Source organism: Agaribacter flavus (genome assembly GCF_042646125.1).
Lineage (GTDB): Bacteria > Pseudomonadota > Gammaproteobacteria > Enterobacterales > Alteromonadaceae > Glaciecola > Glaciecola flavus.
The window spans coordinates 206397-220595 of sequence record NZ_JBHRSW010000029.1 but is presented as its reverse complement, the minus strand read 5'-3'; the positions used below and the strand labels follow the sequence as shown (position 1 = coordinate 220595).

The 14199-nt window shown below is 43.8% G+C and carries 13 protein-coding genes; 11 read left to right on the top strand and 2 right to left on the bottom strand.

Features of this window, described 5'->3' with window-relative positions; translation table 11 throughout:
- Positions 1–341 precede the first annotated feature (341 nt).
- The 9 genes from ACFOHL_RS14025 to ACFOHL_RS13985 all read left to right on the top strand — a co-directional run bounded on the left by ACFOHL_RS14025 (position 342) and on the right by ACFOHL_RS13985 (position 9643).
- The gene (locus tag ACFOHL_RS14025; protein ID WP_376920860.1) at positions 342–1409 is read left to right on the top strand and encodes an alkaline phosphatase D family protein; all 1068 of its coding nucleotides are present in this window, start codon (positions 342–344) and stop codon (positions 1407–1409) included.
- Entirely contained in the window at positions 1406–2473 is a 1068-nt protein-coding gene (locus tag ACFOHL_RS14020; protein WP_376920859.1) for an endonuclease/exonuclease/phosphatase family protein, read from the top strand. Before ACFOHL_RS14025 ends, ACFOHL_RS14020 begins: the two co-directional genes overlap by 4 nt.
- A 96-nt stretch (positions 2474–2569) precedes the next feature.
- A complete protein-coding gene (locus tag ACFOHL_RS14015) occupies positions 2570–3022 on the top strand; it encodes an Lrp/AsnC family transcriptional regulator (protein WP_376920858.1) in 453 nt (150 codons plus the stop codon).
- A gap of 165 nt (positions 3023–3187) precedes the next feature.
- Positions 3188–4132 carry a citrulline utilization hydrolase CtlX gene (gene ctlX / locus ACFOHL_RS14010; protein ID WP_376920857.1) on the top strand — a complete coding sequence of 315 codons (945 nt, stop codon included), beginning with the start codon at positions 3188–3190 and terminating at the stop codon, positions 4130–4132.
- Positions 4133–4172: 40 nt separating this feature from the next.
- Entirely contained in the window at positions 4173–5198 is a 1026-nt protein-coding gene (locus tag ACFOHL_RS14005) for an arginine N-succinyltransferase (RefSeq protein WP_376920856.1), read from the top strand.
- Positions 5199–5288: 90 nt separating this feature from the next.
- Positions 5289–6284: an XdhC family protein gene (locus ACFOHL_RS14000; RefSeq protein ID WP_376920855.1), complete on the top strand. Its 996-nt coding sequence runs from the start codon at positions 5289–5291 to the stop codon at positions 6282–6284.
- Positions 6281–6883, top strand: a complete 603-nt coding sequence (locus ACFOHL_RS13995) for a nucleotidyltransferase family protein (RefSeq protein WP_376920854.1) — start codon at positions 6281–6283, stop codon at positions 6881–6883. Before ACFOHL_RS14000 ends, ACFOHL_RS13995 begins: the two co-directional genes overlap by 4 nt.
- On the top strand, positions 6876–7397 hold the full coding sequence (locus ACFOHL_RS13990) for a (2Fe-2S)-binding protein (protein ID WP_376920853.1): 522 nt from the start codon (positions 6876–6878) through the stop codon (positions 7395–7397). Before ACFOHL_RS13995 ends, ACFOHL_RS13990 begins: the two co-directional genes overlap by 8 nt.
- Positions 7394–9643, top strand: a complete 2250-nt coding sequence (locus ACFOHL_RS13985; protein WP_376920852.1) for a xanthine dehydrogenase family protein molybdopterin-binding subunit — start codon at positions 7394–7396, stop codon at positions 9641–9643. The genes ACFOHL_RS13990 and ACFOHL_RS13985 overlap by 4 nt, the downstream gene beginning before the upstream one ends.
- A gap of 103 nt (positions 9644–9746) precedes the next feature.
- Here the strand turns inward: ACFOHL_RS13985 and ACFOHL_RS13980 are convergent, their stop codons facing one another.
- Positions 9747–10934 carry a trypsin-like serine protease gene (locus tag ACFOHL_RS13980; protein ID WP_376920851.1) on the bottom strand — a complete coding sequence of 396 codons (1188 nt, stop codon included), beginning with the start codon at positions 10932–10934 and terminating at the stop codon, positions 9747–9749.
- A 205-nt stretch (positions 10935–11139) separates the two neighbouring features.
- Positions 11140–11496 carry a hypothetical protein gene (locus ACFOHL_RS13975; RefSeq protein ID WP_376920850.1) on the bottom strand — a complete coding sequence of 119 codons (357 nt, stop codon included), beginning with the start codon at positions 11494–11496 and terminating at the stop codon, positions 11140–11142.
- Between the two features lie 107 nt (positions 11497–11603).
- Between ACFOHL_RS13975 and ACFOHL_RS13970 the strand changes: the two genes are divergently transcribed.
- Both ACFOHL_RS13970 and ACFOHL_RS13965 read left to right on the top strand, forming a co-directional pair.
- On the top strand, positions 11604–12911 hold the full coding sequence (locus ACFOHL_RS13970; protein ID WP_376920849.1) for a glycoside hydrolase family protein: 1308 nt from the start codon (positions 11604–11606) through the stop codon (positions 12909–12911).
- Positions 12912–13077: 166 nt separating this feature from the next.
- Positions 13078–14196 (top strand): efflux RND transporter periplasmic adaptor subunit, encoded by a 1119-nt coding sequence (locus tag ACFOHL_RS13965; protein WP_376920848.1) that lies wholly within the window; start codon positions 13078–13080, stop codon positions 14194–14196.
- Positions 14197–14199: the final 3 nt, after the last annotated feature.

Below are 14199 nucleotides of genomic sequence, written 5' to 3'. Positions count from 1 at the left end.
TTTCCTTACCACTAAAGTTTTATTTTTGGCAATTTCTCCCATTTAATTTGCATATATAAATACATTTATTTATATATGATAATAATTTTCGTCTTGTACAGCCGCAACGAAAGTGCGGGAGATTATTGGATTAAAATGAAGACTCAATGACGCTTTCATGACATTTTTGTTTATTATTTGATCGCTTTATTTTACCGTGTTGTCTCCGTTAGGTTTCAACATGAGCTTATTTAGCCGGTTCTAGTACAATAAATAATTTGTACTTTCCTGACCTTTTGTAAGAACTTTGTCACAATTTTGGTGTATGTTAAACGATGTTAACCGCAAATAAGAAGATAGTTATGCTAAGAGCAACAATCATAGTTTTTCTCGCATTTTTTTTAAATAAACCAATATGGGCAGCTGAAAACTTACAAAAGATAGTGTTTGGTTCTTGCGCAAAAGAAAGGATGGAGCAGCCTGTTTGGCAAGCGATTACGCAGGAAACCCCTGACTTATTTTTATTCATTGGTGACAACCAATATTCAGATATGCAAAACAAAAATGGCGAATTAGTAATGGCGCCCGTTACTGATATAGCTAGACTCGTCGAAGCGTATGAGATGTTGGGCAAACAACCTGGTTATCAACAATTGGTGAAAACAACACCTATCATGGCAACATGGGATGACCATGACTATGGCGCAAATGACGCAGGTAAAAATTATCCTCTAAAAGAAGCTAGCCAGCAGGCATTTTTGGATTTTTTCAAGTTCCCTAAAGATCATCCTATTCGCAAGCAGGCTGGGATCTACCATAGCAAGATATTTGGTCAAGCCGACCAACGTGTGCAAATAATCATGCTCGATACCCGATATCATCGAGATGATCTTAGTCCTTCTGCAAAAACGGGTGTCCGATATCAAGCACATACAGAAAAAGGGCTCACGATTTTGGGACAAGCACAATGGGAATGGTTGGAGCAGGAACTGCGCAAACATGCTGATATTCGTATAATAGTTTCGAGTATTCAGTTGGTTGCGTATGAACATGGTTGGGAAAGTTGGGGCTTATTTCCTCAAGAAAGACAAAAAATGTATTCACTCATCGAAAAAACGAAAGCCAAAGGCGTACTATTTTTAAGCGGTGACAGACACTTGACCGAAATTTCGCAAGACAATGGACAACTGGGAAATACAGTGCCTTATCGTATATGGGACTTCACCTCAAGTGGCATGACTGATCGGGAACGAGCGGTTAACGAGACAAACAGCTTTAGAGTCGGGCCGGTATACAGAGGCACTAATTTTGGTGTTGTTGAAATTGACTGGTCTGAAGACAAAGCGACAACACAAATACACCTTACTAGCAAAAAGCAATCAGGCGAAATCATCACTAAGCAAACCTTATTTTTGGGAGAATTACAATGATTGCCAAACTTCACTCTCAAACAAGTTTGCATCGATTTTTGTCTTCATTTGCATTAACGCTCGTCAGTGTGCTTGCGCTCGCCGCTTGCTCTGCAAAGACCGAAAATGCACATGTACAGGATGATCTTTCAGCTGAAAGCATCAATGCGGCCACTACACCCATATATCGCCAGTCTTTGGTGACACCTGCAAATTACATCTATCCAAAGCAAAATACATTTAAGGTTTTGTCATGGAATGTAGAACATTTTCTGGACGAATATGACGATCCATATATTGAAAACGATAGAGAAAATAACCCGTCTTCATCGATGCAAGGCAAACGAGAAAACCTAGCTATCGCATTAAAAGAAGAGAACGCTGACATTGTCGTTCTGCAAGAATTTGAAAGCGCCAAATTGCTGAGAGATATCGCCAATAATGAACTCACTGGTATGGGATATCAATTTTTTGCCGATGCTCCCTCTCATTCATGGTATATGAATGTTGTTATTATGAGCAAGTTTCCATTGGGCGTCATGTATAGCTACGGCAATGCCAATACACCTGTCCTAAACTATCTAAATGCTAAGGGCGAGAAAGAAACCCAAAGAAACCTTAACACAAGAGCTTGGTCGATTGATGTGTTTCCCTCTGAAAACTATTCATTTGTACTCACTGCCCTGCATTTAAAAGCTGGACGAGGTGAAAGAAACATTGGTATGCGTTTAGGGCAAATACACTTTTTAAAAACTCAATTTGAGCGCTTTCTTTTGGAAGACCCGCAACGCAATATCTTGGTAGTCGGTGATTTTAACTCATTACCTGACAGCGCCGAATTAGAAGCCTTACTCAACGGCAAAACAAAAGGAAATCGCTTTGTTGATGTGCTGGAGCCCTCGGTATTCACCCATACAGCCATAGATCCACGTCGCCGTCTTGACTATGCGATTTTTAACGAAAACATGGCCTCGGAATGGGTGCCAGACTCGGTGCAAACTAAGTATTATTTTTCACCCGAAAAACAAGATGCCACAGCCGATCATTTGCCAATCATTGCTGAGTTTTATTTGCAGGACAAATAAAACTCAGCAAAAACTTTCACGAAGATGACTTGTTGCATAGTTTATCAATGCTGTTTATGCTGCGAATAATTTCTAAGTACGGTTTTTGTATCAAACATGCCGAAAAAAAGTAATGCGTCATCTCGCACTATACTCGACAATACCGATAGAGAACTAATCGCTTTGCTCAAGCGTGATGCTCGCGCCCCCGTATCAGTGTTAGCAGAGGTACTTCAAGTCTCGCGTGCAACTGTACAAAATAGGATCAATAAACTAATTGATTCAGGCGCTTTGTTGGGCTTCACTATTAGAGTGAAAGAAGAGCTTTCGCCAAACACTATTCGGGCAATCATGCTGGTAGAAGTCGCCGGTAAATCAACATCTCAAGTCATACAGCGTCTTCGCCGTATTCCCGAATTAGATAAAATACATACCACAAACGGAAATTGGGATTTGGTAATCGAATTAAGCGCCACCGATCTACAAGCTTTTGATCGCGTATTGCGGGATGTGCGAGAAACGGATGCCATCTTAAATAGCGAAACGAGTATTTTACTAAGCAGTGTGTAAACTTATTCAACGCCGATCATTGTCACCCAAATTGACATAATGTCACTCACGCTTCGCATTCTGCTCAGTCACTGACAATTTTGTAAGCAGCTTGCACATAGCGTCTAAATAACAAAATTCTTATTCTATGCGCCTCTTTTTAACGGCAAATAGGTAAGAGTCAGTATGAGCGAGTCAGTCTTAAATGCTCAAGCACCGTCTTCTGTCATTATGGTTAGACCGCATCGTTTTAGCCCGAATACACAGACTTCCGCAGACAATAGCTTTCAACGTTTACCCAAAGCAAGTGAACGCAAAAATTTGGCAGTCGACGCTTACCGAGAATCCTCCTTAGCGGAAAAAGCACTCCGTGCTCACGGTATTCAGGTTCATATGTTTGAGGACACGACTACAGAAACGCCCGACTCCGTGTTTCCAAACAACTGGTTTTCAACACATCACAATGGGCAAGTAGCCATTTATCCAATGTATGCTGAAAATCGCCGAAAAGAAAGGCGTACAGACATTATCGACCTTCTCAAACAGCAGTACCACGTATGCCAAATCGTTGACTACTCGGCTTGCGAAAATGATGGTTTGTTTTTAGAAGGCACTGGTGCAATGGTGATTGACCATATCACCCAAACAGTCTTTGTTATTGAGTCTAAGCGAGCCAATAAAGCCCTTGTCGATATGTTTTGCAATCAGTTTAATTACCAATCAGTGATGTTTGAAGCGCTCGATCAACGAGGAAAACCGATCTATCACACCAATGTATTTATGGGTATCGCGACAGAGTTTGCTGTTTTGGCACCTGACATGATTGTAGACAGATACCAGCGAGATAGCGTGATTGAACGCTTGAGTGCTTCGGGTCGCAAAATAGTCGCCCTCTCACCTCAACAAGTGAATGCCTTTGCTGGAAACTGTATCGAACTCAATGGAACAAAGGGGCGCTTACTCGCATTGTCGCAAACAGCTTTCGAAACACTCACGCCTAGTCAAGTATCGACTATCGAAGAAAGTGCCACGCTACTACCTATTGATGTGTCAACGTTAGAACTAGCCGGCGGCTCCATTCGATGCATGATTGCAGGTATCCATTTAAGACCCAGAGCCATTCACAACTAGCCCGTGACTTTTGCTTACGAACCGTATAGGACAAATTAATATGATTATTGTAAGACCTGTTAAACAAAAAGACTTAGATGCCCTTATGGATTTAGCACGCGCAGCCTACCCCGGTATGACAACACTGCCACCAGATGAGAGCAAACTAGCAAAAAAGATTGAGCATTCTTTGCAAAGCGTCGCATGCAAAACCGAGGAAGCCGGCAACCAAACCTATTTGTTAGTCATGGAAGATACTTCAACCAACACGCTAGTGGGTACAGCGGGCATCATCGCTAAGCTAGGAGAAGACGATCAATTCTACTCCTACAAATTAAACAAAATTACGCAACACAATAGACAAACCAATAAGAAGATTTCAGTCGAAACCTTGCACTTAACCAATCATTTTGAGGGTTTTTCTGAAGTTGCCACCCTATACCTTGCTGATAAATATAGAAAAAATGGCAACGGAAAGTTGTTGGCACGTAGCCGTTATTTGTTTATGGCTGAATTCCGCGAACGCTTCCCTAAACAGGTCATGGCGGATCTGAGAGGTTATTTTGATGAAAATGGACGTTCTCCATTTTGGGAAGCATTGGGGCGACACTTTTTTGATATGGACTATACCGAAGCCGACCTGCATGGCGCTCTCAATGGCAACCAATTTATCGCGGATCTCATGCCTAAACACCCCATCTATGTGAACTTGCTAACAGAAGAAGCAAGAGCCGTCATTGGTCGCCCAAATGATCAGGGTAAAGCAGCCTTAGCAATGCTAGAAAAAGAAGGGTTTCGCTGGAATGGCCAAATCGACATATTTGATGGAGCGCCTAGTGTAGATACATATATCGATGACTTAGCCAGCGTGCAGAATAGCCAAACAGCGAAACTATCAGGTGAGTTAAACAATGCGACAGAACAAAGTTACATTATCTGCACAGGTGATGTTCAAAACTTTAGGGTATGCATATCGCCACTATCAGCGAATGATGCAAACAATGCTAGTGAGGTGTCATTACCTCAGGAAACCATCGACGCTTTGGCATTAAACCCCGGCCAAAAGATCCGCTACGTAGCACTGTAAGCTCATCAGTCGCCTCGCCTCGAGCAATTGACTCTTGCTAAGCCTAAGCGATAAGCTTAGTGCCTTGGCTCAGGGTGAAGTAAACAATTCATGTCGAATAGACTCGAAAAGCTCTTGTTAGAGTGGCAACAAAATAAGGACGATCTACATTGGGTGCTGGCAACCATCATCCAAACAGAAGGATCATCATATAGAAAGAGCGGTGCGATGATGATGATCAATAGCCTAGGCCGTTATATTGGCATGCTAAGTGGCGGCTGCTTAGAATCAGATATCATGCGTCAATCACGACGGTGTTGGGATACCGGTGAAAACCGCATTGTCGAATATGACATGCGCGAGGAAGAAGACTTGGCATGGAAGCTTGGGATTGGTTGTGGTGGCATGGTAAAAATACTTCTTCAACCGGTGTCACTCGCCAATGACTACTTAATGCTTCCGGAATTGCTCAAGCTTATTTCACAACAAAAAACCTGTATTTATCGACAACACTTAGACAGCCAAATTCCCGCGAATAAAATTGTCGAACAGACAAACGATAAAGTGCATGACATCGCTAAAACAGCATCACCGCGCTATATCGATCATATTATCAGCCCCCCTCCACATTTATTAGTTATGGGGGCGGGTTTAGATGTCATCCCATTAATTTCATTTGCAAACATACTTGGTTGGCGTATCACGCTTAGTGATCCTCGTCAGCATTATGGTCGAGAACATGGTTTTAAGACCGTCAGTAGTCGAATGCACGACACATACTCATCAGAGCACTACAAACTGATCCTAAGCAATGTTGATGCAATTATAATAATGCATCACAGTTTAAAGCTCGATGCACAAGCGCTAAAACTTGCGCAAACAAGCTCAGCAAAATATGTCGGCTTATTAGGCCCACAACATAGGACTGATCGCGTGCTACAACAAGTTGACATGACAACTAAAGATTTGTCTCTACCCTTGGCAAACCCAGCTGGAATAAGGCTTGGAGGGGAGTTGCCTGAGTCTATCGCACTGTCTATCATTAGCCAAATCCATAAAGTACTCGAAGGGGCTGATGGAAAAGACATCAGTTTCTATCAACAATGAAATTGCACGTCATTATACTTGCAGCCGGACGAGCCAGTCGATTCGGTAGCCCTAAACAGCTAGCAAGTATTGGCAATAAAAGCCTCATAAACCACTGTATCGATGCTTATCTGGCGATTCAACCGCAAACACTCACCGTGGTAACCGGTTGCAATAGTGACGAGATAACACACCAATTACCCCCACAAGCCAGAGCCTTGTACTGCCCGTCATGGGAAGAAGGCATGGGAACGAGCCTCTCGTTTGCGATTAATAATTTGCCAAAACCCCCTGGCCATGTATTAATTGGTTTAGGCGATCAAATTGCTATCACGCAAGACGACTTGTCTGGGTTGATAAATTTGTCAATGCAGCACCCAGAACATATTATTTCTGCTAGATACAAGGGAACACTGGGTGTGCCTGCTCTATTTCCTGAAAAATGCATAGAACAACTCAGTGAATTATCAGGCGACACAGGGGCAAAACACCTAATAAATAGCAATCAATATCCAGTAATAGGGCTAAGCATGCCGAATGGAGCTTTTGATATCGATAGTCAAGATGACTTAGCAAACTGGCACCGTCGGTGTACACAGGAGACGACAGTAGATGATTAAGTTTGAGTTAAACAATAAACCAGTAGAAATAGACGCCCAAGGTGATATGCCATTGTTGTGGGCACTCAGAGACTTATTGAACATGACCGGCACCAAATTTGGCTGCGGCATAGCTCAATGTGGTGCCTGTACCGTCCACATGGATGGGCAACCCATTCGCTCATGTGTTATGCCATTGTCAGCCATCGCCGGAAAAAAAATCACCACTATAGAAGGGCTATCTGCTGCCGCAGATCACCCTATACAAAAAGCGTGGTATGAACACGGTGTGCCTCAATGCGGCTATTGCCAATCAGGACAGATGATGAGCGCAGCGGCCTTACTGGCTAACAACACAAATCCTACTGACGAAGATATTGACGTAGCCATGCAAGGCAATATTTGTCGATGCGGCACATACCCAAGAATTAAAGCTGCCATAAAAACCGCCGCAAAACAGTACTCACATCAGTCTGATTCGGCTACATCAGAACCAGATTGGTCACTCGTAAAAAATGTGGGAGAAAAGGCATGAGTCAAGCAACAGTAAAAGTATCCAGACGCGCATTTCTTAAGTATTCAGGTATAACTACTGCGGGTTTAATTTTAGGTGCAGCGGTGCCGGTTTCCGCTCGTATTATGGCGGGTGCAAACCCTGCCACTACGGAACATGAGCTTAATCTATTTGTCAGTATAAGTCCGGACAATACCGTCCATATCATTTGTCATCGCAGCGAGATGGGACAAGGCATCCGAACCGGTATTCCGCAAATAGTGGCCGACGAATTGGGAGCCGACTGGAAGCAAGTTAAGGTTGTACAGGGTTTAGCCAACAAAGCATATGGCAGCCAAAACACCGATGGCTCTCGATCTATTCGAAACTTTTTCACCACCATGCGAGAAATGGGTGCGACGGCGCGTATGATGCTCGAACAGGCCGCAGCAGACGTATGGACTGTCGACACCAAGCAAGTCTATACAAAAGAAAACTACGTATATTTAAAAGGACAAGATAAAAAACTAAGTTTTGGAGAACTAGCCGAGCTCGCGGCTAAAGTCACGCCACCAGCTAAAGACACTCTCGTATTCAAATCTCGCAAAGATTTTACACTTATCGGTAAATCAGTCCCCAATGTCGATCTGCCGGATGTACTAGCAGGTAGTACTGTTTTTGGTCAAGATATCAAACTCGATGGTATGTTGTACGCCAGCATAGAGCGTTCACCTGTGGTAGGTGCAAAAGTTAAGCAATTTAACAAAACTGCGGCCTTGAACACTCCCGGCGTCAAACAGGTGGTGACAATGCCTGAGCAGCCTCTGCCGGTGGTGTTTCATCCCCTAAATGGGGTAGCCGTATTAGCTGACAACACTTGGTCAGCATTGCAAGGCAGAAAACAGCTAAATATTGAATGGGAGCTGGGAGACAACCAGTCTCACAACTCGGTTAAGTACCTCAAATCTTTAGTAGATAAAAATCAAAACAAGGGTAACGTTATTCGTCAAACCGGCGATGCTTATGCGAAGCTTGCTGATGCATCTACAACCATAAAGGCAGATTACACTATGCCCTATTTGGTGCATGCGCCGATGGAACCTCCAGCGGCAACTGCGGTGGTCTCAGAAGGTCAGTGTGAAATCTGGGCATGTACACAAACACCACAAAGTACGCAAGCCAATGTGGCGAACGCACTAGGCATTGAACCTGACAAGGTTAAAGTAAACGTGACCCTGCTTGGGGGCGCTTTTGGGAGAAAATCAAAACCTGACTTTTCTGTCGAAGCCGCCTTATTGGCGAAAGAATCGGGTAAGCCTGTCAAAGTAGTATGGAGCAGAGAAGACGACATCCAAAATGGCTATTACCATGCTATCAGTGCGCAACACTTTGAAGCCGGCCTCGACAAGGACGGTTCGGTGATGGCGTGGACGCAACGCACGGCTTTCCCAAGTATCGGTTGGACTTTTGACCACAAGGTCGATGCGCCGGCTGGTTTTGAGACCGACTTGGGTTTTGCCGACATGCCGCTCGACATACCACATTTAAGCTGTGAAACCCACAAAGCCACGGCGCATGTGCGTATTGGTTGGGTTCGTTCCGTGAGTAATATTCAACATGGTTTTGCATTAGGCTCCTTTGTTGACGAACTCGCGCATGCGACAAGTACACCTACTCATAAAATGTGGCATCAATTGCTTGGCAAAGACAGACTCATCGACACCGCCGAACAAGGCTACAAGTACGGTAACTATGGCAGCGCTTTAGAGGAGTACCCGATTGATACAAAAAGAATCAAAGCAGTACTTGATTTAGTGGTTGAGAAAGCTGGTGCAAACGACTCACTTCCGGCAGGTCAAGGGTGGGGGATCAGTGTGCACCGCAGTTTTGTCAGTTATGTCGCAGTAGCCACCAAAGTGTCCGTAAAGGATGGTCAAGTTAAGGTACTGGAAATGCATACGGCAATAGATGCAGGTACAGTCGTGAACCCCGACAGAGTGCACGCGCAAATGGAAGGCTCGATGATTTTCGGTCTGTCGCTCGCGCTTATGGGTGATATCAGTGTGAAAGATGGCGCAGTACAGCAATCCAACTTCCACAATCATCCCATGTTGCGAATAAATCAGTGCCCAGTTATCAAAACCTATATAGTACCCTCAACCGCGCCCGCTGGAGGAGTGGGAGAACCGGGAGTACCACCAGTAGCGGCTTCTCTGGCGAACGCCATATTCAAAGCCAGCAACAAAAGAATTCGCGATCTACCCGTATCAAAACATTTTAAAGTGTAGTTGACACATAAAAATAAAGGCGCCTATCGGGCGCCTTTATGACAGCTAATCATTAAATATTATTGTCTAAAAGAATGTCTTAAGTAGGCAACGACAACACGTGCTAAATAGACTTCCTTCGAAATAACCACAAACCACTGAGTAAAAACATGGCACTAGCTGGCGCTGACACAGGTGCTATAAAACTGTCAATCCAAGGTAGGTAAGATCTGTAAAGGTTACCCCCAAAAGTAGATCCAAATGACGAATCTGTTATCGGGCCGAAAGTGTTGTTAGCAATCAGTACCCAACGGTCGGCCAGCAAATCAAATACGAACGATGGACCACCTGAATCACCACCCCCGATAGCACCTTCAAACAGTTGCGTAAAATCTTGACCAAAAAACCTGCCACACCCAAGACCAAATGAATCACAGAAATTGTCTTGCAATATGCCAGTTTCATCAACCCCGTCAAAATCAGCACGCCATACTTCAGCTTCGTTTCCGTAGAAAAAAGAGCATCCTTCTGGCGCAGCAAACGCAGCACGCTCAGGAGTTGTGCCATCATCACAATCGAATATCTCAGGAATATTAAACCCGAAACGCTTTACAAAGAAGTTTGGAGGAACAGCAGTGCCATCTATACCGTTACCACCAGTTCCATGACCGACCATGGTAAAAAATGTACCACCATCATCTAATCGAAGTATGCTGTCATCCCCTAATGGCTCAGCACCTCGATAAAAGTCATAAATCTCTGCTTCTTCAGGAATATCTGCGGATAACTCAATAACTGCAACGTCGTCGTTGAGGCATTGAGTTCCAAAGCCTGAATTGTCATTTGCTCCACAAATTCCAAATCCTTCATAATCGGGGTGTATGGTGACACTAGAGGCATTGATTAAACTGTCATTGATATCACCAGTTAGCCAGTCACCGCCATCAGTAAACAGCACCCTGACATCATTCAGGGGATCATTGAGGTCGATAACAACGCCATTACCACTTGGATCAACACAATGTGCCGCTGTCACAATTTGCCGCTTTCCAATCGCAGAGCCTGTACAAATAAAGCCTTCCCGTTGACCATCCCCATCACTATCGTAACGGATATTAATGCTGACAACCCCCGTAAAATCACCAGGCGCTACTGGAGGAGCTTGGTCACCAGAATTCCCTCCCGCCAATATTGTTGGTTGCTGAATACTTGAATCACTGATAAGCAAACTAGCATGTGTGCCTGTGATTGCACTTGCGCACAGCACTATCCCTACTGCAGTTCTAACTGTTTTATTTATTATATTTTTCATGAGAATTATCTTATTGGTTTTTATTATGATTTTGGATATTCATCTACAATGGTGTAGTCAGTGTCTTCGCACATTTTTGTATTTCATCAAGAATGTCTGTTTTATACTCAAACACAATACCGCCCAAAACTTGCAGACATTAGAAAAATAATATAAATATCATGCAATTACTAGTTATTATTTATACTTTAATACCTGAATGACTTCATCTTTGTTGTAGGGGCAATTTTGCCAATATTTTTGATTTAGAGGCTTTTTGGTACCAGTCATTTAAAACAAGCTCCACGCTGTCAAAGGTATCTTCGCCAAAACTCACTTGGCTCAAGATATCCATTTGCTCCAACAAAGGGGAAAAATCAAGTGCAGCAGAAGTAAATCGAAATGTAGTGATGTGCGCTGTACTCAAGGCATAGCGAGCTTCTATGCTGGATTTCAGTGCAGATTTTGCAAAGGCCAAGCGTATATGCTCTCGCATTCTATCCAATGAGTCGTCTTCGGGATGTCCGCAAACCAGCAAGCCTGATGGAGCCGCAGCTATAGACTCAAAACGAATCGTAAACACACAAGAAAAATTCGTAATTACAAAGCGATAATTTGTTGTTAATAATTCGTTAATACAACTTCGTAAAGTAGCAGTACTTTGTGACGATTTTCCCTTTTAGGCCTAATATGCAAAAAAACACAACATCTCACACTCCTTCATTTAGGCTTAACTATTTGGTTTTGCTGTCTTTGTGCAGCATATGCTTTACCTCTTTTGCAGAGCAAACCGATACGAAACAAAGGTATCAATTGAACGAGCATGGTGATTTGATAAGAACCCCCGAACAAATCGCCACCCGCAAAGCAAATATGGCGGCAGCAAAGCTCTTGCCGGTAGCGCCTGTCGCCTTTCCGTCTGACAAACAGTTGATTGATTTTTTCTTACCCATCCCCCGACAAAGCAAGAATCAGCCTGGACGCTTATGGGGAAGTGATGCAGTACAGATGCGAGATCCTGCCAATGGCCTAGAGTCAAGCGCGCCAGATTATTGTTATTGGGACGGGCAAATAGTCAAAGCCGATGATGGTAAGTACCACATGTACGCTAGCCGATGGGATCAATCCTATCCGCATGGAAAAGGATGGAAAGTAGGCTCTAAAGCTATCCATGCAGTATCCGACAAAGCAATCGGACCATACAAAGACACCGGCTTGGCTTGGCCGTATTGGCAAGATGGCAAAGGCCACAATGTTATTGGACTGCGCTTAAAAGATGGTCGCTATGCCATTGTCAGTTCTGAAATAACGCCGGGAAACGTATTTGTTTCTGACAAACCGGACGGACCTTGGGACTACTTAGGTGAAATCCAAACTGCAGCGACCAAGTTAAACGACACTGAAGCAGCAACAGGTCTAGCGCGTTACCCTTGGAATGGTTTTATGTCCAACGTGATGATTAGAATTAGGCACGATGGCCGCTACATGATCACGCCTCGTTCGACGGCACCCTTGATCAGTGAATCAGGTGTCCTTGGGCCTTACACTATTGCTGGTACTCGCGCTTATGCAGAGATTGAAGGCTTTCCGCAACATTTTGTTGAAGATCCAACGCTCTGGTATTCTGGCGGGATGTACCACATGGTGGTTAATCACCACCCAACCAATCGCTCTTATCACCTTACTTCAGAAAATGGTATCGATGGCTGGAAAAACCGAGGTATCGCCTTTACTAAAGATCAAGACATATTTAAATACGATGATGGCACAGTGGTGAAATGGCGAGTTATTCAACGCCCCACCGCTTATCTCGAAAACGGTACTGTCAGCCACTTCCTGTTTTCAGTTATTGATGTAGGCAAAGGCCAAGACAGAGGCAACGATAAACATTGCAGTAAAATCGTCGTTGTGCCCTTTGATGGCAAGGCGTTTGACAAATACATGCAGTCTTTAATTGAGAAAGAAAAACAGCAAAACACCAAATCCACACTTGATTAAAATTCGTAAGTTACTATATAAAGATATATAGGGCACACACATATTTCTACTGTAGGGCAATAGAACACAGCGAATACAATCTTGCCGCTGATGTTACATATCCTCTGCATCTTACTTTGTTCCCATCTACCTCACTCAATTGCTAAAAAGGAGTACTCACGTGCTTATGCGTCAAATCGTTCGACTATCTGTTGTCAGTGTTTTTTTATTTTCCTTAGTAGGATGTGACAAACAAGAGACTAGCACGCCTCAAGCTCCTCCTGCACCGCCCGTTGATGTAAGCAAACCTATTACGCGTGTGATTACCGAGTGGGATGAGTATACAGGTAGATTTGGTGCGGTTGAAGAAGTCGAAGTCAGAGCAAGAGTAAGTGGTTACTTAGATAAAGTAAATTTCAAAGACGGCCAGCTTGTAAACAAAGGTGATGTCCTGTTTATCATTGACCAGCGGCCTTTTGAAATTGCCTTGCAGGCTGCAGATTCACGCTTTGAGTTAGCCGAAAAGGAACTAGAACGAGGCCGTGACCTACGCAAAAAAAACTCGATCTCACAAGAAGAATTAGATAACCGTGTAAGCCGATTTGAACTGGCACAAGCTGAGCTAGACAGAGCTAAACTGGATTTAGAGTTCACACAAATTAAAGCGCCAATCAGTGGTTTGGCAAGTCGTGATTTAGTAAACGTCGGCAACTTGGTGAACGGTACCGCTAGTAACGCGACTTTACTTACGACTATTGTTTCTGTTGACCCTATTCATTTTTATTTTGACGCAGGGCAACGCGAATATTTGCGCTATGTAAGGTTAAATCAAAGTAAACAACGCGAATCATCTCGCACCAGTCCCACACCGGTAGCAGTAAAACTCCAAGACGAAAACGATTATGTACACGAAGGTGTGATGGACTTTGTAGACAATCGAGTAGACACTAGCACAGGTACCATTCAAGGGCGGGCGATACTAGACAATGCTGAAGGATATTTACTTCCAGGGCTATTTGGACGCCTACGCGTGCAAGCACGAACAGATGTTGAAGCGACATTGATTCCTGACGATGTCATTGGCACCAATCAATCTTTAAAATATGTCATGGTTTTGGATGGTGACAACCGCGTCAACCCCAAACCCATCACGCTCGGAAAGCTCTACAACAAAAACCTTCGCATAGTACAAGGTTTATCACCTAACGATGTGATTGTGGTGAATGGTTTGTTACGCGCCAGACCTGGCATGATTGTGACACCGAACGAAGTAGATATTGCTGCTCAGTATCCGCATAACGAGTAGCGA

Coding starts and splice junctions, on each gene's coding strand:
- ACFOHL_RS14020 (WP_376920859.1), top strand. CDS start 1,406: ATGATTGCCAAACTTCACTCTCAAACAAGTTTGCATCGATTTTTGTCT.
- ACFOHL_RS13970 (WP_376920849.1), top strand. CDS start 11,604: ATGCAAAAAAACACAACATCTCACACTCCTTCATTTAGGCTTAACTAT.
- ACFOHL_RS13980 (WP_376920851.1), bottom strand. CDS start 10,934: ATGAAAAATATAATAAATAAAACAGTTAGAACTGCAGTAGGGATAGTG.
- ACFOHL_RS14025 (WP_376920860.1), top strand. CDS start 342: ATGCTAAGAGCAACAATCATAGTTTTTCTCGCATTTTTTTTAAATAAA.
- ctlX (WP_376920857.1), top strand. CDS start 3,188: ATGAGCGAGTCAGTCTTAAATGCTCAAGCACCGTCTTCTGTCATTATG.
- ACFOHL_RS13990 (WP_376920853.1), top strand. CDS start 6,876: ATGATTAAGTTTGAGTTAAACAATAAACCAGTAGAAATAGACGCCCAA.
- ACFOHL_RS13985 (WP_376920852.1), top strand. CDS start 7,394: ATGAGTCAAGCAACAGTAAAAGTATCCAGACGCGCATTTCTTAAGTAT.
- ACFOHL_RS14000 (WP_376920855.1), top strand. CDS start 5,289: ATGTCGAATAGACTCGAAAAGCTCTTGTTAGAGTGGCAACAAAATAAG.
- ACFOHL_RS14015 (WP_376920858.1), top strand. CDS start 2,570: ATGCCGAAAAAAAGTAATGCGTCATCTCGCACTATACTCGACAATACC.
- ACFOHL_RS14005 (WP_376920856.1), top strand. CDS start 4,173: ATGATTATTGTAAGACCTGTTAAACAAAAAGACTTAGATGCCCTTATG.
- ACFOHL_RS13965 (WP_376920848.1), top strand. CDS start 13,078: ATGCGTCAAATCGTTCGACTATCTGTTGTCAGTGTTTTTTTATTTTCC.
- ACFOHL_RS13995 (WP_376920854.1), top strand. CDS start 6,281: ATGAAATTGCACGTCATTATACTTGCAGCCGGACGAGCCAGTCGATTC.